The organism is Kluyvera sp. CHPC 1.2972 (genome assembly GCF_036759925.1).
Classification (GTDB): domain Bacteria; phylum Pseudomonadota; class Gammaproteobacteria; order Enterobacterales; family Enterobacteriaceae; genus Kluyvera.
Genome location: NZ_JAPKIB010000011.1, coordinates 124,182 through 146,357, shown reverse-complemented (window position 1 = coordinate 146,357; position 22,176 = coordinate 124,182). Strand labels below are relative to the sequence as shown.

The 22,176-nt window shown below is 56.2% G+C and carries 20 protein-coding genes; 19 read left to right on the top strand and 1 reads right to left on the bottom strand.

Translation table 11 applies throughout. The features are described from left to right. Positions 1–320: 320 nt before the first annotated feature. Positions 321–1,460, bottom strand: coding sequence for a tRNA epoxyqueuosine(34) reductase QueG (gene queG / locus V6944_RS16950; protein WP_333499783.1), 1,140 nt, complete (start codon positions 1,458–1,460; stop codon positions 321–323). Between queG and nnr the strand changes: the two genes are divergently transcribed. The 19 genes from nnr to rlmB all read left to right on the top strand — a co-directional run bounded on the left by nnr (position 1,459) and on the right by rlmB (position 22,088). Continuing rightward, on the top strand, positions 1,459–2,985 hold the full coding sequence (nnr, locus tag V6944_RS16945; protein WP_333499782.1) for a bifunctional ADP-dependent NAD(P)H-hydrate dehydratase/NAD(P)H-hydrate epimerase: 1,527 nt from the start codon (positions 1,459–1,461) through the stop codon (positions 2,983–2,985). The two genes, queG and nnr, sit on opposite strands and share 2 nt — an antisense overlap. Beyond that, complete coding sequence (tsaE, locus tag V6944_RS16940; RefSeq protein WP_333499781.1) at positions 2,978–3,439, top strand: tRNA (adenosine(37)-N6)-threonylcarbamoyltransferase complex ATPase subunit type 1 TsaE; 462 nt, start codon at positions 2,978–2,980, stop codon at positions 3,437–3,439. The genes nnr and tsaE overlap by 8 nt, the downstream gene beginning before the upstream one ends. A 16-nt stretch (positions 3,440–3,455) precedes the next feature. Then, positions 3,456–4,838 carry an N-acetylmuramoyl-L-alanine amidase AmiB gene (gene amiB, locus V6944_RS16935; RefSeq protein ID WP_333499780.1) on the top strand — a complete coding sequence of 461 codons (1,383 nt, stop codon included), beginning with the start codon at positions 3,456–3,458 and terminating at the stop codon, positions 4,836–4,838. 9 nt (positions 4,839–4,847) lie between these two features. Beyond that, entirely contained in the window at positions 4,848–6,716 is a 1,869-nt protein-coding gene (gene mutL / locus V6944_RS16930; RefSeq protein WP_333499779.1) for a DNA mismatch repair endonuclease MutL, read from the top strand. Then, a complete protein-coding gene (gene miaA / locus V6944_RS16925; RefSeq protein WP_333499778.1) occupies positions 6,709–7,659 on the top strand; it encodes a tRNA (adenosine(37)-N6)-dimethylallyltransferase MiaA in 951 nt (316 codons plus the stop codon). The genes mutL and miaA overlap by 8 nt, the downstream gene beginning before the upstream one ends. A 134-nt stretch (positions 7,660–7,793) precedes the next feature. Further along, positions 7,794–8,099, top strand: coding sequence for an RNA chaperone Hfq (hfq, locus tag V6944_RS16920; RefSeq protein ID WP_185669313.1), 306 nt, complete (start codon positions 7,794–7,796; stop codon positions 8,097–8,099). Positions 8,100–8,174: 75 nt separating this feature from the next. Continuing rightward, positions 8,175–9,455, top strand: a complete 1,281-nt coding sequence (gene hflX, locus V6944_RS16915) for a ribosome rescue GTPase HflX (protein WP_333012823.1) — start codon at positions 8,175–8,177, stop codon at positions 9,453–9,455. Between the two features lie 155 nt (positions 9,456–9,610). After that, the gene (gene hflK, locus V6944_RS16910; RefSeq protein ID WP_035893322.1) at positions 9,611–10,873 is read left to right on the top strand and encodes an FtsH protease activity modulator HflK; all 1,263 of its coding nucleotides are present in this window, start codon (positions 9,611–9,613) and stop codon (positions 10,871–10,873) included. A gap of 2 nt (positions 10,874–10,875) precedes the next feature. Next, positions 10,876–11,880, top strand: a complete 1,005-nt coding sequence (hflC, locus tag V6944_RS16905) for a protease modulator HflC (RefSeq protein WP_123651143.1) — start codon at positions 10,876–10,878, stop codon at positions 11,878–11,880. Between the two features lie 70 nt (positions 11,881–11,950). Continuing rightward, a complete protein-coding gene (locus tag V6944_RS16900) occupies positions 11,951–12,148 on the top strand; it encodes a DUF2065 domain-containing protein (protein ID WP_064546860.1) in 198 nt (65 codons plus the stop codon). Positions 12,149–12,250: 102 nt separating this feature from the next. Beyond that, positions 12,251–13,549 carry an adenylosuccinate synthase gene (gene purA, locus V6944_RS16895; RefSeq protein WP_333499777.1) on the top strand — a complete coding sequence of 433 codons (1,299 nt, stop codon included), beginning with the start codon at positions 12,251–12,253 and terminating at the stop codon, positions 13,547–13,549. A gap of 228 nt (positions 13,550–13,777) precedes the next feature. Continuing rightward, positions 13,778–14,203: a nitric oxide-sensing transcriptional repressor NsrR gene (nsrR, locus tag V6944_RS16890; RefSeq protein WP_035893314.1), complete on the top strand. Its 426-nt coding sequence runs from the start codon at positions 13,778–13,780 to the stop codon at positions 14,201–14,203. 38 nt (positions 14,204–14,241) lie between these two features. Further along, positions 14,242–16,701, top strand: a complete 2,460-nt coding sequence (gene rnr, locus V6944_RS16885; RefSeq protein WP_333499776.1) for a ribonuclease R — start codon at positions 14,242–14,244, stop codon at positions 16,699–16,701. A gap of 214 nt (positions 16,702–16,915) precedes the next feature. Continuing rightward, positions 16,916–17,920 carry a D-cysteine desulfhydrase gene (locus V6944_RS16880; RefSeq protein WP_333499775.1) on the top strand — a complete coding sequence of 335 codons (1,005 nt, stop codon included), beginning with the start codon at positions 16,916–16,918 and terminating at the stop codon, positions 17,918–17,920. Continuing rightward, a complete protein-coding gene (locus tag V6944_RS16875) occupies positions 17,913–18,623 on the top strand; it encodes an aspartate/glutamate racemase family protein (protein WP_333499774.1) in 711 nt (236 codons plus the stop codon). Before V6944_RS16880 ends, V6944_RS16875 begins: the two co-directional genes overlap by 8 nt. Before the next feature lie 67 nt (positions 18,624–18,690). Next, a complete protein-coding gene (locus V6944_RS16870; protein ID WP_333499773.1) occupies positions 18,691–19,698 on the top strand; it encodes a taurine ABC transporter substrate-binding protein in 1,008 nt (335 codons plus the stop codon). After that, positions 19,695–20,465 carry an ABC transporter permease gene (locus V6944_RS16865; RefSeq protein ID WP_333499772.1) on the top strand — a complete coding sequence of 257 codons (771 nt, stop codon included), beginning with the start codon at positions 19,695–19,697 and terminating at the stop codon, positions 20,463–20,465. Before V6944_RS16870 ends, V6944_RS16865 begins: the two co-directional genes overlap by 4 nt. Beyond that, entirely contained in the window at positions 20,465–21,235 is a 771-nt protein-coding gene (locus tag V6944_RS16860) for an ABC transporter ATP-binding protein (RefSeq protein WP_333499771.1), read from the top strand. The genes V6944_RS16865 and V6944_RS16860 overlap by 1 nt, the downstream gene beginning before the upstream one ends. Positions 21,236–21,356: 121 nt before the next feature. Beyond that, positions 21,357–22,088 (top strand): 23S rRNA (guanosine(2251)-2'-O)-methyltransferase RlmB, encoded by a 732-nt coding sequence (gene rlmB, locus V6944_RS16855; RefSeq protein WP_035893302.1) that lies wholly within the window; start codon positions 21,357–21,359, stop codon positions 22,086–22,088. Positions 22,089–22,176 lie beyond the last annotated feature (88 nt).

Sequence of the window (22,176 nt, the reverse complement as noted above, 5' to 3'; positions counted from 1 at the left end):
ACGACCTTGCCAAGGTCGGGGTCGCGAGTTCGAGTCTCGTTTCCCGCTCCAAATTTTCTTCCAAAACAAAAATACTTCCACAATGCGTTAAGTCATTGAGGTTGTTTTTTTCGTTTCTGAAATACTCTTGTAAACAGAGTTATCCACAGGCTGTTATCACGTTCTTCGCGCGCTAATGTTTTCTGGATTTTTACAGTTTTTATTAACTTATTGAATTATAACAAGATATATCATTTCAAAATGTTAGCGAGATCGCTTGACGAACTTTGGCGTGTTGAAACGCAATGTCTTTTTATTTTTACTCACAGGCTGTGAATATATCACGCATCGCGCGGTAGCCCTTTTTCCACCACCCTCACCAGACGCTGTTTCTTCGGCAGCTGCACCTCAACCACGTTCTCATTTCGACGCGTGATTTGCTGCGCTACCGCCCATTCAATGTGTTCATCGAGTAGTGGGTGCTCACCTCGGCGGCTCTCCAGCGCGTTTAGCGTAGCATCGCTCCACGGTGCGTTACCCAGCGCAACGGCGATATTGCGCAGCCAGCGCAGGTGGCCGATACGGCGAATGGCCGAACCTTCCGTCACCTTCAGAAAATGTGCTTCGTTCCAGGCGAACAGCTCGATAAGCTCAGGGGCATGCAGCGCCTTGCGCGGGCTAAAATCGGCCTCATCGGTCAGCTGTGAGAAGCGGTTCCATGGGCAGATGAGCTGGCAGTCATCGCAGCCGTAAATACGATTGCCCAATAGTGGACGAAATTCTTCCGGGATGGCGCCTTCGAGCTCGATGGTCAGGTAAGAGATACAGCGGCGAGCATCGACGGTGTAGGGCTCGACGATCGCACCGGTGGGGCAGATAGTCATGCAGGCCACGCAGCGCCCGCACTCTTCGGCTACCGGTTGATCGATGGGCAGGGGAATATCAACCAGCAGTTCACCGAGGAAAAAGAACGATCCGGCATCGCGGTTGAGAATGAGTGAGTGCTTCCCCGTCCAACCAATCCCGGCTTTTTCCGCTAGCGGACGTTCAAGAATAGGCGCAGAGTCGACAAACGGTCTAAAATTCAGCGAGACGCACTGTTCCTGAATCATTTCGCCGAGCTTTTTAAGGCGGTTACGCAACAGCTTATGATAATCACGCCCCAGGGCATAACGGCTGACGTAACCTAGCTCGGGATTTTTCAGCGTGCTGGCAAAGGCCGCATTGGCGGGAAGATAGTTCATGCGAACGCTAATCACCCGGAGCGTACCGGGCTGCAGTTCGTGCGGACGCGCGCGCATCATACCGTGGCGCGCCATCCACTCCATCTCGCCGTGATATTGTTTATCCAGCCATGCCTGCAGTTTGGGTTCGGAGGCGCTGAGATCGGTATCGGTGATGCCGACCTGCTGAAAACCCAGTTCGGTGCCCCATTGTTTGATTTGTTGCGCTAATTGATTGAGATCGAGGGGCTGTGACATGACGGACCATACATTGACGAGTAACCCCCAAAGTATACCACACTCCATTTGGCCTGCGGATGACCTGCGTCGCGCTGAAAAAACGGCGGCACAGAGCCTCGGCCTTTCCCTTTACACGCTAATGCAGCGCGCGGGCGAAGCGGCGTTTAACCTCGCGCGTGCCGCGTACCCCGCTACCCGCCGCTGGATTGTCCTTTGCGGGCACGGCAATAACGGCGGTGATGGCTACGAGGTCGCGCGGCTGGCGCAGGCCGCTGGTATTCAGGTGACGCTGCTGGCGATAGCCAGCGATAAGTCGCTGCCGGAAGAGGCACACGCGGCTCGTGAGGCGTGGCGTGCGGTGGGCGGCGAGATTTACCCGGCGGATGCCGATTGGCCGCAGGATGCTGATCTAATTATTGATGGCCTGCTCGGCACCGGACTACAAAGCGCACCGCGCGAGAACGTCGCGAATCTGATTGAGCGGGCTAACGCCTTCCCGGCACCGATTATCGCGCTGGATATTCCCTCCGGGCTGAACGCCCAAACCGGCACGACGCCCGGCGCGGTTATTCAGGCCGCTCATACCATCACCTTTATCGCCCTGAAGCCAGGTCTGTTGACCGGCAAGGCACGCGACGTTGTCGGGCATCTGCACCACGATTCGCTGGGACTAGAGAGGTGGCTGGCAACCCAGCGCACCAACATTCATCGATTTGATGCTTCACAGTTGATCCAGTGGTTTGCGCCACGCCGCCCAACGTCGCACAAAGGCGATCATGGCCGCCTGGTGGTGATCGGCGGCGATCATGGTACTGCCGGGGCGATTCGTATGACCGGTGAGGCGGCGCTACGAGCCGGTGCGGGGCTGGTGCGGGTGCTGACCCGCGCTGAAAACGTCGCGCCGATTATTACCGCGCGGCCTGAACTGATGGTGCATGAGCTCACCCCACAGGCGCTCGATGAGGCGCTGGAATGGGCGGATGCTATCGTGATTGGCCCCGGTCTGGGGCAAGCCGAATGGGGCAAACAGGCGCTGCGGAAAATCGACAATTTCCGTAAACCCACCCTCTGGGATGCCGATGCGCTGAACCTGCTGGCAATCAATCCGGATAAACGTCACAATCGCGTGATCACGCCGCACCCCGGCGAAGCCGCACGGCTGCTCAACTGTCGGGTGGCTGACATCGAGAACGATCGCTTACTTTCCGCGCAGCGTCTGGTAAAACGGTACGGCGGCGCGGTGGTGCTGAAAGGCGCCGGTACGGTCGTGGCGGATGAGCAGGGCGCGATCGGAATTATTGATGCGGGAAATGCCGGCATGGCCAGCGGCGGAATGGGCGATGTGCTTTCGGGCATCATCGGCGCATTGCTGGGGCAGGCATTATCGCCGTATGATGCAGCGTGCGCAGGGTGTATCGCCCACGGTGCTGCCGCCGATGAACTGGCGGCGCGCTTTGGCACCCGCGGTATGCTCGCGACAGACCTCTTTTCCACGCTACGGCGTGTTGTTAACCCGGATGTGATTGACGTAAACCATGATTAATCGAGTGATTCCTTTACCTGACGAGCAGGCAACCCTGGACCTTGGCAACCGAGTGGCGAAAGCCTGCGTCGGGGCAACCGTCATCTATCTGTACGGCGATTTGGGTGCCGGGAAAACCACCTTTAGCCGTGGATTCCTGCAGGCGTTAGGTCATAACGGCAACGTCAAAAGCCCCACCTATACCCTGGTTGAGCCGTATCAGCTCGCCGACCTGATGGTTTATCACTTTGATCTGTACCGCCTTGCCGATCCCGAGGAGCTCGAATTTATGGGGATCCGCGATTACTTTGCTAACGATGCCATTTGCCTGGTGGAATGGCCGCAACAGGGCGCAGGTGTTCTGCCCGAGCCGGATATCGAAATACACTTAGATTACCAGGCGCAAGGGCGTGAGGCGCGCATCAGCGCGGTCTCCTCATTAGGTGAGTCTCTGCTGGCGCGGTTTGCCGGTTAATTTAAGGGATCCCAGGATGATTTTTCGCGCAAAAGGGTGGTTGATGGCCGCGCTGATGCTGGTCGGTGTACCGGCAATGGCGGCGAGTTTATCCGATATTCAGGTGGCGAACAGTGAAACGCAGGCGCGGATCACGTTCAGCTTTATGGGCGATCCAGAGTACAACTTTAGCCAGGACGACAAACGTAGCGTTGTGCTGGATATCAAACAAACTGGCGTGATTCAGGGGTTGCCGCTGCGCTTTAGCGGCAACAACCTGGTGAAAGCCATTCGTTCGGGTACGCCGAAAGACGATCAGACTTTACGACTGGTGGTCGATCTTACCGAGAACGGCAAAACCCGAGCGGTGAAGCAGCAGAACGGCGCGAACTACGTCGTGGTGTTCACCATTAACGCCGACGTTCCACCGCCGCCTCCACCGCCAGTTGTGGCGAAGCGCGTGGAAACGCCAGTCGTGACGCCAGCACCGACGCAGCCGGGGCGTAACCCGTTCAGCGGCAGCCGTAATGGCAGCAGCAGTACGAACAGCGGCAACGATAGCGGCAGCTTCAGCGGCGAACGCCAGCCGGCGATTGCCAGCACCGTGACGCCAACTCCGCGTCCGTCTTCCCGTGCGCGCAGCGTCTCGGGGGATAAAGTGATTATTGCCATTGATGCCGGTCACGGCGGTCAGGATCCTGGCGCCATTGGCCCTGGCGGTACACGTGAGAAAAACGTCACCATCGCCATTGCGCGTAAGCTGCGTGGGCTGTTGAACGATGACCCGATGTTTAAGGGCGTGCTGACCCGCGACGGCGACTACTTTATTTCGGTGATGGGCCGTTCTGATGTGGCGCGTAAGCAGAACGCCTCTTTCCTGGTGTCGATTCACGCGGATGCCGCACCGAACCGCGATGCGACTGGTGCTTCCGTGTGGGTGCTCTCTAACCGTCGTGCGAACAGCGAAATGGCGGGCTGGCTCGAACAGCATGAGAAGCAGTCCGAACTGCTGGGTGGCGCGGGTGACGTGCTGGCCAACAGCCAGGCTGACCCGTATCTGAGCCAGGCAGTACTGGATCTGCAGTTCGGCCATTCGCAGCGGGTAGGGTATGATGTCGCGACCAACGTGATTAGCCAGCTTCAGCGAGTAGGTAACCTGCATAAACGCCGTCCTGAACATGCCAGCCTTGGCGTGCTGCGTTCGCCGGATATTCCGTCCATTCTGGTCGAAACCGGCTTTATCAGTAACAGCAGCGAAGAGCGCCTGCTGGGCAGCGACGACTATCAGCAGAAGATCGCGGAAGCCATTTATAACGGTTTACGTAACTATTTCACGGCGCATCCGATACAATCCGGCCCTCGTGACGAACAGTCGCAGACCGCCAGCGCCGCGTCATCATCCAGGACGCTCGTTAACTAAGGAGTTTTCATGCCGATACAGGTTTTACCGCCGCAGCTTGCGAACCAGATTGCCGCGGGTGAAGTGGTTGAGCGGCCTGCATCGGTAGTGAAAGAGCTGGTGGAGAACAGTCTCGATGCGGGGGCAACCCGCATCGATATTGATATTGAACGCGGCGGCGCCAAGCTTATCCGTATTCGCGATAACGGCTGTGGCATCAAGAAAGACGAGCTGGCACTCTCGCTGGCACGTCACGCGACCAGTAAAATCGCCTCGCTTGACGATCTTGAAGCCATTATCAGCTTAGGTTTTCGTGGCGAAGCGCTGGCGAGTATCAGCTCGGTCTCGCGTCTGACCATCACCTCACGGACCGCAGAGCAGCAGGAAGCGTGGCAGGCCTACGCGGAAGGACGCGATCAGGACGTGACGGTTAAACCAGCGGCGCATCCGGTAGGAACGACGCTGGAAGTGCTGGACCTGTTCTACAACACCCCGGCGCGGCGCAAGTTTATGCGCACCGAGAAAACCGAATTCAACCATATCGATGAGATTGTTCGCCGCATTGCGCTGGCGCGCTTCGATGTGAGTATTAATTTGACCCACAACGGCAAAGCGGTTCGCCAATATCGCGCAGTGGCCGAAGGCGCACCGAAAGAGCGTCGGCTGGGCGCAATTTGCGGCGTACCGTTCCTTGAGCATGCGCTGGCCATTGAGTGGCAGCACGGCGACCTGGCGCTGCACGGTTGGGTGGCAGATCCGAAACACACCACGCCTACGCTGGCTGAAATTCAGTACTGCTATGTGAACGGCCGCATGATGCGCGATAGACTCATCAACCATGCGATTCGTCAGGCGTGTGAAGATAAACTCGGCGCTGACCAGCAACCGGCGTTTGTTCTTTATCTCGAGATTGACCCGCATCAGGTCGACGTGAACGTTCACCCGGCGAAGCACGAGGTGCGTTTTCATCAGTCCCGCCTGGTGCATGATTTTATCTATCAAGGGGTGCTCAGCGTGCTGCAACAACAGCTGGATGCGCCTCTGCCGCTGGCGGAAGATGATGAACCGGCGCCGCGCGTTCTGCCGGAGAACCGCGTTGCCGCTGGGCGCAACCAGTTTGCCGAGCCAGCGGTGGCACGCGAGCCTGATATGCCGCGCTACCAAACGCCAACCAGCGGCAGCAGTGCCGGGCGGAGCAGCGGTGGTGGCGCCAATGGCAGCTGGCCGAACGCTCAGCCAGGCTACCAGAAACAGCAGGGGGCGCTCTATCGCCAACTGCTGAATACCCCAGAGAAGACGCCGGAACCGGTAAAAGCCCCGGCGGCAGATAATCTTGCCGGGCATAGCCAGAGCTTCGGGCGGGTGCTGGCGATCGTCGCCGATACCTGCGCGTTGCTTGAGCGCGGCGGTAAGTTAAGCCTGCTGGCGTTGCCGGTCGCGGAGCGCTGGCTGCGCCAGGCGCAGCTGACGCCGGGTGAGGCAACCATCTGCGCGCAGCCGCTGCTGATCCCGCTGCGTCTAAAGGTGACCGACGACGAGCGGAAAACGTTGGAGCGGGCGCAGGAAACGCTGAACTTGCTCGGCATTGAAATACTGCTCGAAGGGCAGCACGCCACGATCCGCGCCGTGCCTTTACCCTTACGACAACAAAATTTACAAATCTTGATTCCTGAACTGATAGGCTACCTGGTGGAGCAGAGTATGGTTGATGCCGGGAACGTTGCGCAGTGGCTGGCCCGTAATCTGGCAAGCGATCACGCGCAGTGGAACATGGCGCAGGCCATTTCGATGCTGGCAGACGTTGAACGTCTTTGCCCGCAGCTGGTCAAAGCTCCGCCGGGTGGTCTGTTACAACCCGTTGATTTAGATTCTGCGATGAACGCCCTGAGACATGAGTGACGTAACCGAGGCGAGCCTGCCTAAGGCAATTTTTTTGATGGGGCCAACCGCTTCGGGCAAGACGGCGCTGGCTATTGAATTACGTAAAGTTTTGCCAGTAGAGTTGATTAGTGTTGATTCCGCCCTCATCTATCGGGGAATGGATATCGGCACCGCTAAGCCGAGTGCGGAAGAGCTAGAAGCCGCGCCGCATCGACTGTTAGATATTCTCGATCCGTCGCTGGCATACTCTGCGGCGGACTTCCGCCGCGATGCGCTTGCGCAGATGGCGGAGATCACCGCCGCAGGGAAAATTCCGCTGCTGGTCGGTGGCACGATGTTGTATTTCAAGGCGTTGCTTGAAGGTTTATCACCGCTGCCCTCAGCCGACCCGGACGTTCGGGCGCGGATTGAGCAGCAGGCGGCAGAGCAGGGATGGATGGCGCTGCATCAGCAGCTACGGGAAATCGACCCCGTTGCCGCTGAGCGTATTCATCCGAATGATCCGCAAAGACTTTCCCGAGCACTGGAAGTTTTTTTCATTTCGGGTAAAACTTTAACGGAGCTGACACAAACGTCAGGAGACGCTCTGCCCTACAAGGTGCATCAGTTCGCCATCGCCCCGGCGAGCCGTGAACTGCTCCATCAGCGCATTGAGCAGCGTTTTCATCAGATGTTAGCTTCAGGTTTTGAAGCAGAAGTGCGGGCGCTATTTGCCCGTGGAGATTTGCATACGGATATGCCTTCCATTCGTTGTGTGGGATATCGCCAGATGTGGTCGTACCTCGAAGGCGAGATTTCATATGATGAAATGGTTTATAGAGGAGTTTGTGCCACGAGACAGCTAGCGAAGCGCCAGGTGACGTGGTTACGTGGTTGGGAAGGGGTTCACTGGTTAGATAGTGAGCAGCCGGAACAGGCGTTTAACCAACTATTACAGGTAGTGGGTGCTAGTGTAGACTGAATGTGTACAATTGAGTCGTATCGTGCGCAATTTTCAGAATCGTAAGGTTCATACGCAACATCGCTCAAGTTGCCGCAACGCGGCTTGAAAGACGACGTGTATAAGTACAAATAAGCATATAAGGAAAAGAGAGAATGGCTAAGGGGCAATCTTTACAAGATCCGTTCCTGAACGCACTGCGTCGGGAACGTGTTCCAGTTTCTATTTATTTGGTGAATGGTATTAAGCTGCAAGGGCAAATTGAGTCTTTCGATCAGTTCGTGATCCTGTTGAAAAACACGGTCAGCCAGATGGTCTATAAGCACGCAATTTCTACCGTAGTTCCGTCTCGTCCAGTTTCCCATCACAGCAACAATGCTGGCGGCGGCACTGGCAGCAACTACCACCACGGTAGCAACGCGCAGGGTTCTGCGCCGCAAGACAGCGACGAAACCGAATAAGGTTGATGGCTGTTTATCCATGTCGGGGAGCCGGATTATTCGGGTTCCCCGCTGGTATTTCAGGAGATATAACGCTTGTTTGACCGTTATGACGCCGGTGAGCAGGCGGTGCTGGTACACATCTATTTTACGCAAGACAAAGATATGGAAGACCTCCAGGAGTTTGAATCTCTGGTCTCTTCCGCCGGTGTCGAAGCAATGCAGGTGATTACTGGTAGCCGTAAAGCGCCGCACCCAAAATATTTTGTTGGTGAAGGTAAGGCTGTCGAGATTGCGGAAGCCGTCAAAGCGACAGGTGCTTCCGTTGTGCTGTTCGATCATGCACTTAGCCCAGCACAGGAGCGTAACCTTGAAGCCCTGTGTCAATGCCGGGTTATCGACCGTACCGGTCTGATCTTAGATATTTTCGCCCAACGTGCGCGTACCCATGAAGGTAAGCTGCAGGTTGAGCTGGCGCAGCTGCGCCATCTGGCCACGCGTCTGGTGCGCGGCTGGACGCACCTTGAAAGACAAAAAGGCGGTATCGGTTTACGCGGCCCGGGTGAAACCCAGCTCGAAACCGACCGTCGTTTACTGCGTAACCGTATTATGCAGATCCTCTCGCGTATTGAGCGAGTAGAGAAACAGCGTGAGCAGGGGCGTCGTGCCCGCGTGAAGGCCGACGTGCCAACGGTATCGCTGGTGGGTTACACCAACGCCGGCAAATCGACGCTGTTTAACCGTATTACGCAGGCGGAGGTTTACGCCGCCGACCAGCTGTTTGCGACCCTTGACCCAACGCTGCGTCGTATTGATGTAGCGGATGTGGGCGAAACCGTGCTGGCGGATACCGTAGGCTTTATTCGTCACCTGCCGCACGATCTGGTGGCGGCCTTTAAAGCCACCTTGCAGGAAACCCGCGAAGCGACGCTGTTGCTTCACGTGATTGACGCAGCGGACGTTCGGGTACAGGAAAACATCGACGCGGTGAACACGGTTCTCGAAGAGATCGACGCGCACGAGATCCCAACCCTGCTGGTGATGAACAAAATCGATATGCTGGATGATTTCGAGCCGCGTATCGATCGTGATGAAGAGAACAAACCTATCCGGGTGTGGCTGTCTGCGCAAACCGGGGTAGGCATACCACTCCTTTTTCAGGCGTTAACCGAACGGTTAGCCGGCGAAGTTGCGCAGCACACGCTGCGTTTACCTCCGCAGGCCGGGCGTTTGCGTAGCCGCTTTTACCAGCTTCAGGCAATTGAAAAAGAGTGGATGGAGGAGGACGGCTGCGTCAATTTGCAGGTTCGTATGCCAATTGTCGACTGGCGTCGCCTCTGTAAACAAGAACCGACACTGGCAGACTACGTCGTCTGACCGTGCAGCTTGCCTGAACATTAGCCCTTTGGGCACCCAGCGGTTCAGATCGCCTCAACGCGACCGTCACCACCAGGAAGGCGATGACGGTTAACCGCGAAAAGATCTGAACTGGGAAAAGGTATATCACCGCATAACAAATATGGAGCATAAACATGGCGTGGAATCAGCCCGGTAATAACGGACAAGACCGCGACCCGTGGGGAAGCAGCAATAATCAAGGCGGCAACTCCGGGGGGAATGGAAATAAAGGCGGTCGCGATCAGGGTCCGCCGGATTTGGATGATATCTTCCGTAAGCTGAGCAAAAAGCTCGGCGGATTTGGGGGCGGTAAAGGGGGTTCCGGTAACGGAAGTTCAACCCAGGGGCCGCGTAGTCCTATGGGCGGACGTATTGTCGGTATCGCTGCCGCAGCCGTTGTCGTCATCTGGGCAGCCAGCGGGTTCTATACCATTAAAGAAGCCGAGCGTGGCGTAGTGACGCGCTTTGGTAAGTTCAGCCATCTGGTTGAGCCGGGTCTGAACTGGAAGCCGACCTTCGTTGATGAAGTCACTCCAGTGAACGTTGAAGCGGTTCGCGAACTGGCCGCATCCGGCGTGATGCTGACCTCCGACGAAAACGTCGTGCGCGTTGAAATGAACGTGCAGTACCGCGTAACCGACCCGCAGAAATACCTGTTCAGCGTGACCAGCGCTGATGACAGTCTGCGTCAGGCTACCGACAGCGCCCTGCGTGGTGTTATCGGTAAGTACACCATGGACCGTATTCTGACCGAAGGTCGTACCGTTATTCGTAGCGATACCCAGCGCGAGCTGGAAGAGACCATCCGTCCGTACAACATGGGTATCACCCTGCTGGACGTCAACTTCCAGGCCGCTCGTCCGCCGGAAGAGGTGAAAGCCGCGTTTGATGATGCGATTGCCGCACGTGAGAACGAGCAGCAGTACATCCGTGAAGCGGAAGCGTACACCAACGAAGTGCAGCCACGTGCGAACGGTCAGGCGCAGCGTATTCTGGAAGAAGCGCGTGCGTATAAGACTCAGACCGTACTGGAAGCACAGGGTGAAGTGGCGCGCTTTGCGAAAATCCTGCCGGAATATAAAGCCGCACCGCAGATTACCCGCGAGCGTCTCTATATCGAGACCATGGAAAAAGTGCTGAGCCATACCCGCAAAGTGCTGGTTAGCGACAACAAGAATGGCAACCTGATGGTATTGCCGCTGGATCAAATGCTGAAAGGCGGCAACGCCCCGGCAGCAAAGAGCGATAGCAGTGGTGCCAACAACCTGTTGCGCCTGCCGCCTGCGTCCTCTTCCAGCAGCAGCGCAAGCAACACGTCGTCTGCCAGTCAGGGCAATATCATGGACCAACGCCGCGCTAACGCGCAGCGTAACGACTACCAGCGTCAGGGGGAATAACGATGCGTAAGTCAGTTATTGCGATTATCATCATCGTGCTGGTAGTGCTTTATACCTCTATCTTCGTGGTTAAAGAAGGCGAGCGTGGGATTAAGTTCCAGTTCAGCAGCGTCGTGCGTGACGGCGATAAGAAACCGCTGATTTATGAGCCAGGCCTGCATTTCAAGGTGCCGTTCATTCAGTCGGTGAAAATGCTCGATGCCCGTATCCAGACCATGGATAACCAGGCCGACCGTTTCGTGACCAAAGAGAAAAAAGACCTGATCGTCGACTCTTACATCAAGTGGCGTATCAGCGACTTTAGCCGTTACTTCCTGGCAACCGGCGGCGGTGACGTCTCCCAGGCCGAAGTGCTGCTGAAACGTAAGTTCTCTGACCGTCTGCGTTCTGAGATTGGTCGTCTGGACGTGAAAGACATCGTGACCGACTCCCGTGGTCGTCTGACGCTGGAAGTTCGCGATGCCCTGAACTCCGGTTCTTCCGGTGCTGAGGACGAAGTGGCTACGCCAGCTGCGGATAACGCGATTGCCGAAGCCGCAGAGCGCGTAGAGCAGCAGGCAAATATCAAAGGGCCAACCATTAACCCGAACAGTATGGCGGCGTTAGGGATTGAAGTGGTCGATGTGCGTATTAAGCAGATCAACCTACCTGCAGAGGTTTCTGAAGCTATCTACAACCGTATGCGCGCCGAGCGTGAAGCCGTTGCCCGTCGTCACCGTTCACAGGGTCAGGAAGAGGCAGAAAAACTGCGCGCTACCGCTGACTATGAAGTGACGAAGACGCTGGCAGAAGCCGAACGTCAGGGTCGTATCATGCGTGGTGAAGGTGATGCAGAAGCCGCTAAGCTGTTTGCCGATGCTTTCAGCCAGGATCCAGACTTCTATGCCTTCATCCGTAGCCTGCGTGCATACGAAGCGAGCTTCGATAGCAATCAGGACGTGATGGTACTGAGCCCGGATAGCGACTTCTTCCGCTACATGAAGAACCCAGGTACCACGACGCGTTAATCGCGCGCAAGCCTGAACAAAACCACCGCCTCCTTCGGGAGCCGGTGGTTTTCTTTTATAAGGATGATCAATGAATTCCACAATCTGGCTGGCGCTTGCGCTGGTGTTAGTGCTTGAAGGTCTGGGGCCGATGCTTTATCCGAAGGCCTGGCGCAAGATGATTTCTACGATGACCCAATTACCGGATACGATGTTACGTCGATTTGGCGGTGGTCTTGTGGTCGCTGGAGTCGTGATCTACTACATGTTGACGAAAACGATTGGCTGATTAAAAAGAGAACACTAAAGCACGATTTTATGGGTAAAAAGTGCTGTATATCTGAAAAAGCGATGGTAGAATCCATTTTTAAGCAATCGGTGATTTTGAAAAATGGGTAACAACGTCGTCGTACTGGGCACCCAATGGGGTGACGAAGGTAAAGGGAAGATCGTCGATCTTCTTACTGAGCGTGCAAAATATGTTGTTCGCTATCAGGGTGGTCACAACGCAGGCCATACTCTCGTAATCAACGGTGAAAAAACCGTCCTCCATCTTATTCCATCAGGTATTCTCCGTGAGAATGTAACCAGCATCATCGGTAACGGTGTTGTGCTGTCTCCGGCTGCGCTGATGAAAGAGATGAAAGGCCTGGAAGACCGTGGTATCCCGGTTCGCGAACGTCTGCTGCTTTCCGAAGCATGCCCGTTAATCCTCGACTATCACGTCGCGCTGGATAACGCTCGCGAAAAAGCGCGCGGTGCGAAAGCTATCGGTACTACCGGTCGTGGTATCGGTCCTGCTTACGAAGATAAAGTGGCTCGTCGCGGTCTGCGCGTGGGTGACCTCTTCGATAAAGCAACCTTCGCCGACAAACTGAAAGAAGTGATGGAATATCACAACTTCCAGCTGGTGAACTTCTACAAAGTTGACGCGGTTGACTACCAGAAAGTGCTGGACGATGTGATGGCGGTTGCCGACATCCTGACCAGCATGGTGGTTGACGTTTCTGACCTGCTGGATCAGGCTCGTCAGCGCGGTGACTTCGTGATGTTCGAAGGCGCGCAGGGTACGCTGCTGGATATCGACCACGGTACCTATCCGTACGTGACCTCTTCCAACACCACCGCAGGTGGCGTAGCAACCGGTTCTGGCCTTGGCCCGCGCTATGTTGACTACGTACTGGGTATCATCAAAGCGTACTCCACTCGCGTGGGTGCCGGTCCATTCCCGACCGAACTGTTTGATGAAATCGGTGAGTTCCTGTGCAAGCAGGGTAACGAATACGGCGCCACTACCGGTCGTCGTCGTCGTACCGGCTGGTTGGACTCCGTTGCCGTGCGTCGCGCTGTACAGATCAACTCCCTGTCTGGCTTCTGCCTGACCAAGCTGGACGTTCTGGACGGCCTGAAAGAAGTGAAGATCTGCGTGGGCTACCGCATGCCGGATGGCCGCGAAGTGACCACCACTCCGCTGGCAGCTGATGATTGGGAAGGTATCGAGCCAATCTATGAAACCATGCCGGGCTGGTCTGAAACCACCTTTGGCGTGAAGGAACGTAGCGGCCTGCCACAGGCAGCGCTGGACTACATCAAGCGTATTGAAGAACTGACCGGCGTGCCGATCGATATTATTTCGACTGGTCCAGACCGTACCGAAACCATGATCCTGCGCGACCCGTTCGACGCATAATTCTGGTTCGTCGTGCAGCGCCACCAGGCGCTGCGCTTATCAGGCCTACTCACTCGGTAGGCCGGATAAGACGCAAAGCGTCACCATCCGGCTTAATCGTGCGTTAAATCCTCGCTTTTTCCTTCCCGAACTGAAATAAATTAGCGGCTCAGTCGCTGGCTGGTTTATCATCAATATAATTAATATCAACAGGCTCACCCTGTTTTTCCCCTTTTTCCTGAGGTTGATGTGCAGTTAACAAGTTTTACCGATTATGGACTACGTGCGCTGATCTATATGGCGTCGCTGCCGGAAGGCAACATGACCAGCATCTCGGAGGTAACCGAGGTCTACGGCGTGTCGCGTAACCATATGGTTAAAATAATCAACCAGCTCAGTCGCGCCGGATACGTGATGGCCGTGCGGGGAAAAAATGGCGGGATCCGTCTGGGTAAACCAGCCAAGGACATCCGCGTCGGAGACGTGGTGCGCGAACTCGAACCGTTATCGCTGGTGAACTGCAGCAGCGAATTTTGCCATATTACGCCAGCCTGTCGTTTGAAACAGGCACTTGCTCAAGCCGTGCAATGTTTTCTCAAGGAGTTGGATAACTACACACTGGCTGATTTGGTTGAAAAGAATCAACCGCTATATAAATTATTGCTGGTGGAGTAACGACTCCCGCCAGCAGCGATGATGACGGAGGAACCGACATGTCAAAAGATCCTTTCCTGGAACGCGAAGCAGAAAAATATTCGAATCCTATCCCGAGCCGGGAATTTATCCTCGAACACTTAACAAAACGCGAAAAACCGGCCAACCGTGAAGAACTGGCCGTCGAACTCAATATTGAAGGCGAAGAGCAGATTGAAGCGCTGCGCCGCCGCCTGCGCGCTATGGAGCGCGATGGGCAACTGGTCTTTACCCGTCGCCAGTGCTATGCGCTGCCGGAACGTCTCGACCTGCTGAAAGGCATGGTCATCGGTCACCGCGATGGCTTCGGCTTCCTGCGCGTTGAAGGCCGTAAAGATGACCTGTATCTGTCGAGCGAACAGATGAAAATGTGCATGCACGGCGATGAAGTGCTGGCACAGCCGCTGGGCGCGGACCGTAAAGGCCGCCGCGAAGCGCGTATTGTCCGCGTACTGGTGCCGCGCAATGCGCAGATCGTCGGCCGCTACTTTACCGACGCCGGTGTGGGCTTTGTGGTCCCGGATGACAGCCGCCTGAGCTTTGATATCCTCATCCCACCTGAGTCGGTGATGGGCGCGCGCATGGGCTTTGTGGTGGTGGTCGAACTGACCCAGCGCCCAACCCGCCGTACCAAAGCGATTGGTAAAATCGTTGAAGTACTGGGCGACAACATGGGTACCGGCATGGCCGTTGAGATGGCGCTGCGCACCCATGAAATTCCCTACGTCTGGCCGCCAGCGGTGGAAGCACAGGTTGCCGGGCTGAAAGAGCAGGTGCCTGAAGAGGCAAAAGTGGGTCGTGTAGACCTGCGCGACCTGCCGCTGGTCACCATCGACGGCGAAGACGCCCGTGACTTTGATGATGCGGTCTACTGCGAGAAAAAACGCGGTGGCGGCTGGCGCCTGTGGGTTGCCATTGCTGACGTCAGCTACTACGTGCGTCCACCGACGCCGTTGGATGGCGAAGCGCGCAACCGTGGTACCTCGGTCTACTTCCCAACGCAGGTTGTGCCGATGCTGCCGGAAGTGCTCTCCAACGGCCTGTGCTCGCTGAACCCGCAGGTTGATCGCTTGTGTATGGTCTGCGAAATGACTATTTCGTCGAAGGGGCGCTTAACGGGCTTCAAATTCTACGAAGCGGTGATGAGCTCCCACGCGCGTCTGACCTACACCAAGGTCTGGCATATGCTGCAGGGCGACCAGGAGCTGCGTGAACAGTACGCACCGCTGGTGAAACACATTGAAGAGCTGCATAACCTCTACAAAGTGCTGGATCAGGCTCGCGCTGAGCGCGGCGGGATCTCGTTTGAGAGCGAAGAGGCGAAGTTCATCTTCAACGCCGAACGCCGCATTGAGCGTATCGAGCAGACCCAGCGTAACGACGCGCACAAACTGATTGAAGAGTGCATGATCATGGCGAACATCTCGGCGGCGCGTTTCGTCGAGAAAGCTCAGGAGCCTGCGCTGTTCCGTATTCACGACAAGCCAACGACCGAAGCGATTACCGCGTTCCGTTCGGTGCTGTCTGAACTTGGCCTCGAACTGCCTGGCGGCAACAAACCGGAGCCGCGTGACTACGCCGAGCTGCTGGAATCCGTCGCCGACCGTCCTGATGCTGAAATGCTGCAAACCATGCTGCTGCGTTCGATGAAGCAGGCTATCTATGACCCGGAAAACCGCGGTCACTTTGGCCTGGCGCTGCAGTCCTATGCGCACTTCACCTCGCCGATTCGTCGTTATCCTGACCTGTCGCTGCACCGTGCCATCAAGTATCTGCTGGCGAAAGAGCAGGGTCATAAGGGCAACAGCACCGACACCGGCGGCTACCATTATTCAATGGAAGAGATGCTGCAGTTGGGTCAGCACTGTTCGATGACCGAGCGCCGCGCTGATGAAGCCACTCGTGATGTTTCTGACTGGCTGAAGTGCGACTTTATGCAGGATCAGGTCGGTAACGTCTTTAACGGCGTGATTGCGAGCGTGACCGGCTTTGGCTTCTTCGTGCGTCTGGACGAACTGTTCATTGATGGTCTGGTTCACGTCTCCTCGCTGGACAACGACTACTATCGCTTTGACCAGGTCGGCCAGCGTCTGATTGGTGAATCTGGCGGTCAGACCTACCGTCTGGGCGATCGCGTGGAAGTGCGCGTGGAAGCGGTCAACATGGACGAGCGTAAAATCGACTTCTCGCTGATCTCCAGCGAGCGCGGTCCGCGTAACGTCGGTAAAACCGAACGCGAGAAAGCGAAGAAAGGCAGCGGCGGCAAGCCGAGCGCCAGTCGTCGTCGTCAGGCGGGCAAGCGCACTAACTTCGAACCGGACAGCGCCTTCCGCGGCGAGAAGAAAGGTAAAGCGAAAGCTAAACCGGCTTCTACCGAGAAAGGGGCGGCGAAGAAGGCCAAAAAGCCTTCAACCAAAACGCAGAAAATCGCCGCAGCAACTAAAGCCAAGCGCGCTGCGAAGAAGAACACCGAGAAGTAATCTTCCCTCAATAACCCCTTCCAGCCGGAAGGGGTTATTCTTTTTGGATGTAAGACATTCCGAAACAGCCTGAATATTCCCGCAACTACCCCTTATTTCCTGCTTAGTTGTTTTTGTGAAATCCTTATTTGTTCTTTTTGATTAGCCATATTCGTTAGATGTGTATAGTGAATTTCACGATTCAGGTTGCCCTCTTATTGAGCAAGGAATATATATGCACTTGGCCCGCTTCCCGAGAGTTTCTCTTGGCCATTTCCCGACGCCGCTTGAGCCATTAAATAATTTAAGCAAGCTCCTCGGTGGCCCCCAAATATGGATCAAACGTGACGATGCGACAGGTCTGGCGAGTGGGGGAAATAAAACCCGTAAGCTGGAGTTTTTACTGGCTGATGCATTGGCGCAGCGTGCTGATGTGGTGATCACTCAGGGTGCAACGCAGTCAAACCATGTGCGCCAGACCATTGCCGGTGCGGCGCGTCTGGGCTTAAAAGCCAAAGCGCTGCTGGAAAAGCGCGTTTCTGATTTTGGTGATGACTATCAGCATAACGGCAATGTCCTTCTCGACACGCTGCTCGGCGGCGAAATTGTTGCTCATCTGCCCGGTGGCACCGACATGCAGCAGGCGATGGAAGATTACGCAGCAACGCTTCGTGAGCAGGGGCATAACCCTTATGTGATCCCTGGTGGCGGGTCTAACCCTATTGGGGCGTTGGGCTACGTCGCCTGCGCCGAAGAGCTGCTTTATCAGTCTTCGCAGCAGCGTCTACGCATTGACCACGTTGTGCACGCCACTGGCAGCACCGGCACACAGGCGGGCCTGGTGGCGGGTTTCACCGCAACCAACAGCCAGATCCCGGTGCTGGGGATCAGCGTTCGTGCGCCGAAAGCGAAACAGGAAGAGAACGTCTGGAACCTGGCATCAAGGACGCTGGAGTTGCTGGGCGTGGCTGGTGCGCTGTCGCGCGATGCGGTGGTGGCCAATAGCGACTACGTGGGTGATGGTTACGGCCTGCCGACCGCCGGTACGCTAGAGGCGTTGACGCTGCTGGCACGACACGAAGGTATTCTGCTCGACCCGGTGTATTCAGCAAAAGGGATGGCAGGCCTTATCGACCTTATCCGCCAGGGGCATTTCCGTAAGGACGAGAACGTGGTGTTTATTCACACTGGCGGCTCGGCGGGGTTGTTTGGCTATCGCCAGGTGCTGGAGCATGTCTAACCCGTTCCTGTTGGGCGTGCTCGGTGGTATGGGGCCGCTTGCCACGCTCGACTTTCAGCGCCGCCTGCTGGAGGCGACACCGGCACGAAACGATCAGCAGCAACTGCCGTCAGTGGTGTGGAACGTGCCGCAAATAGCCGATCGACAAAAGGCGCTGGCAGGCCTGGGCCCTTCGCCATTACCGCAGCTGATTCACGGTATTAAGAAGCTTAATGAGGCGGGCGCAAGCCATATTGCGATCCCCTGTAACACCGCACACCACTGGTACGCTGCGCTAGCAGAAGTGAGTGACGCCCCCATTCTGCATATTGTTGATGCCACCCTGGATGCACTGGCAAAGCAGGCCGTTCGCCCGCAGCGAGTGGGGATTGTTGCCACAGAAGGGACGCTCAACGCAGGCTGGTATCAGCAAAGACTGGCCGCACAGGACATCGAGCCGCTGGTGCCAACGGCAGAGGAGCTACGGGAATGGTTTGTTCCCGGCTGCTATGCCGTCAAACGCGGCGCGCTGCGAGAAGGTGGGGAGCTACTGGCGCGTCAGGCTAGCGCATTGTTTGCCCGTGGGGCACAGAAGCTGGTGCTGGCTTGTACCGAAGTGCCGGTAGCACTGAAAGCGGTGCGTGCGCCGTTTCTGCACTTGACCTACGACCCGTCGCAGGCGCTGGCGGAGCGATGTTCGTCTTTATGGCTGACCCATCAATAAGATTCTTATTACCTACTTTCCGGCCAGGTGTCGGGTTAAAAAAGGCTATTTTAAAAGGATAAATAAAATGAAAAAAACACTCAGCTTATTAATCGCTGCGGGTGGTTTATGGGCCAATATCAGCTTCGCTGAAAATCCGGCTGAAGTTCGCGTGGCATATAGTGGTGGTTCCCAGGTATTAATGCTGGCGAAAGCCGATGGCTCTTTAGATAAAGCGCTAAACAGCAAAGTGAAATGGGTTCAGTTTGCTTCTGGCGCTGATGCATTAAATTATTTCGCCAGTAACGCCATTGATATCGCCAATTTTGGTTCGAGCCCGGCAACCGCCGGTATTGTGCGCAAATTACCGGTAGAGATTATTGGCGTATCGGGCGTTATTGCCAGCTATGAACGACTGATTGGCAAAGAAGGAATTAGCAAAATCAGTGATATCGAAGGCAAACGCGTAGCCTATCCGCCAAACTCCACAGCACAGTATGCCCTGGAGGCCGCCATCAGCGTCAATAAGTTAGACCGCAGCAAAATTACGCTGTTGCCGCTGCGTCCAGCAGAAATGGTGGCGGCATGGAAACGGGGTGATATTGATGCTGGCTATGTCTGGGCGCCATTTGCTCAGGAACTGGAGGTCTCCGGCGGTCATCAGGTGTTCGCCACTAAAGATCTGCAAAAAGATGGTTACCTGATTTACAACAACTACGTGGTGCGTAAAGCCTTTGCTGAGCAGTACCCGCAGGCGGTGAGCGCGTTCCTGCGCGTACATCAGCAGAAGGTCGATGAGTTCAACAAGGATCCTGAACGCGCAGCGGCCATTGTGGCAAAAGAGGTTGGTGCACCGGTGACCACGGCGGCGAATACGCTGGGCGGTCTGGAATACCCAACGCTGGCACAGCAGGGTACCTCTGCCTGGTTGGGTAACGGCACGCAAACCTCTGACAGCGGTATCGGCAAAGCACTGACCAAAACATCGAACTTCCTCGCCGGTATTGGCGAAATTCGCCAGCGTGATATTCCGGTAAACTGGGATACCGCGATTAACTCCCGCTACATTCGAGATGCGGCGGTGGCGGCGCAATGAGATTAAGCCAGCATATCGCCATCAGCGTGCTGTCGGTGGCGGTCTTTTTTACCCTTTGGCAGGTAGCGGCAATGCGGCAGTGGGTTGACCCGCTGCTGTTGCCCTCGCTCACCGATATCGGCCTGACCACCGAAGAACTGCTGGCAGATGGTTACCGCCAGGTGCCGCTGTGGGAGCACATCGCCGTTAGCCTGGCGCGGGCACTAAGCGCTTTTGCGGCAGCGATTATCATCGGAATTCCGCTTGGGCTGTTAATGGGGTTGTCAGAAGGGCTATCGGCGGTGCTGAACCCGTTCGTCCAGTTCCTGCGACCGTTACCTAAGATTGCGTTGATCCCATTGGCGGTGGTCTGGCTGGGAATCGGCGAATCGTCGAAATTCTTCCTGATCTTTATCGCCACGTTTTTGAGCGTGGTGGTGGGAGCATCGGCAGCGGTTGAGCGTATTGGGCGAGCGCGTATCCGCGTGGCGCAAACGCTGGGGGCATCGCGTAAGCAAATCTTCCTGAAGGTGGTGATGCCGGACGCGCTGCCGGATCTCTTTACCACTGTCCGGCTCTCTATTGGCATCGGCTGGACATCGCTGATTGCCGCCGAAATGGTGGCGGCCAGTTCGGGTCTGGGTTGGATGGTGATCAATGCCAGTTCCTACCTGCGAACCGATATTGTCATGCTCGGTATCCTGCTGCTAGGCGGCATTGGCTATCTTCTGGATCTGCTGCTGCTTGGGCTGCAGCGTCTGTTTGTACCCTGGGCGGGGAAAGAATAATGAGCGCAATTACGCTGGAAAACGTTTCACTCACTTTTGCGGCAAAACCACAGCCGTTTACGGTGCTGGAGGATATTAACCTCACTTTGCATCAAGGTGAATTTGTGGTGCTGCTTGGCCCCTCTGGCTGCGGAAAATCGACCATCCTCAATCTGGTAGCGGGTTTCAATAAACCGGATCGTGGACGCGTGGCGGCAAGTGGAAAAACGGTCCGCCAACCTGGTCCCGATCGTGGAATGATCTTCCAGCAGCCAAATCTATTTCCATGGCTGTCGGTGTTAGAAAATGTCACCTTTGGACCACGGCTAGGCAAGCATCGAAAAGAGGAAACGAACGCTGAAGCGCAAATGTGGCTTGAGCGGGTGGGGCTAAAAGGTTTTGAGCATCATGCTCCCTGGCAGCTTTCCGGGGGCATGAAACAGCGAGTTGCGCTGGCTCGTGCCTGGCTTCCTGGTCCGGAAGTCCTGCTGCTGGATGAACCTTTTGGCGCGCTGGATGCGCAGACGCGCCTGATGATGCAAGAACTGCTGCGTGAAGCCTGGCTCTCTACCAGTACCACGCTGCTCTTTGTGACCCACGATGTGGAAGAGGCGCTGTTTTTAGCTGACCGCATTCTTATTATGTCGGCAAAACCGGGCAAGATTGTCGAAGAGATCGTGCTGCCGTTTGAGCGTGATATCGAAACCTTGGCGGAACATCCACAGTATAGCGACATTAAGCACCGCGTCCTGCATCGGGTGAGGCAGGAGGCAAAGCGGCATTTGGCTTAATTGCCCGTTACGGGGCGGACAAAAGTCGATTTGAGCGCTTTGTCGGTTATAATAGGCGCAAGTGACCTTGATTCACGGCCTAATTTAACCCGGCGCACACCGCCCCAAACGAGTATGTTCAATGAGTGAAATGATTTACGGCATCCACGCAGTGCAGGCACTGCTGGAGCGCGCGCCTGAACGTTTTCAGGAAGTTTTTATTCTGAAAGGCCGCGACGATAAGCGCCTGATGCCGCTGATCCATGCGCTCGAAGCGCAGGGCGTGGTGATTCAGCTGGCTAACCGTCAGTTCCTGGATGAGAAAAGCGAAGGTGCCGTGCACCAGGGCATTATCGCGCGCGTGAAGCCGGGCCGTCAGTATCAGGAAAACGATCTGCCGGATCTGATCGCTTCACTCGACAGTCCGTTCCTGCTGATCCTCGATGGCGTGACCGACCCGCACAACCTCGGCGCCTGCCTGCGTAGCGCTGACGCCGCTGGCGTGCACGCGGTTATCGTCCCGAAAGACCGTTCGGCGCAGCTGAATGCGACGGCGAAAAAAGTAGCCTGCGGCGCCGCCGAAAGCGTACCGCTGATCCGCGTAACCAACCTGGCGCGTACCATGCGTATGCTGCAGGAGGAGAGCGTCTGGATTGTTGGCACCGCTGGTGAAGCGACCCACACGCTGTATCAGAGTAAAATGACCGGCGCGATGGCGCTGGTGATGGGCGCAGAAGGCGAAGGTATGCGCCGTCTGACTCGCGAACACTGCGATGAGCTGATCAGCATTCCGATGGCGGGCACCGTATCGTCGCTGAACGTCTCCGTGGCAACCGGCATCTGCCTGTTTGAAGCGGTGCGTCAGCGCAGCTAATACACCGTTCCCGGGGGTCGGCGTAAACGCCTCGCCCGGGCTACCATTCGATAGCCCGTCCAGGCGAAGCGCCACCGGGTTCTGCACC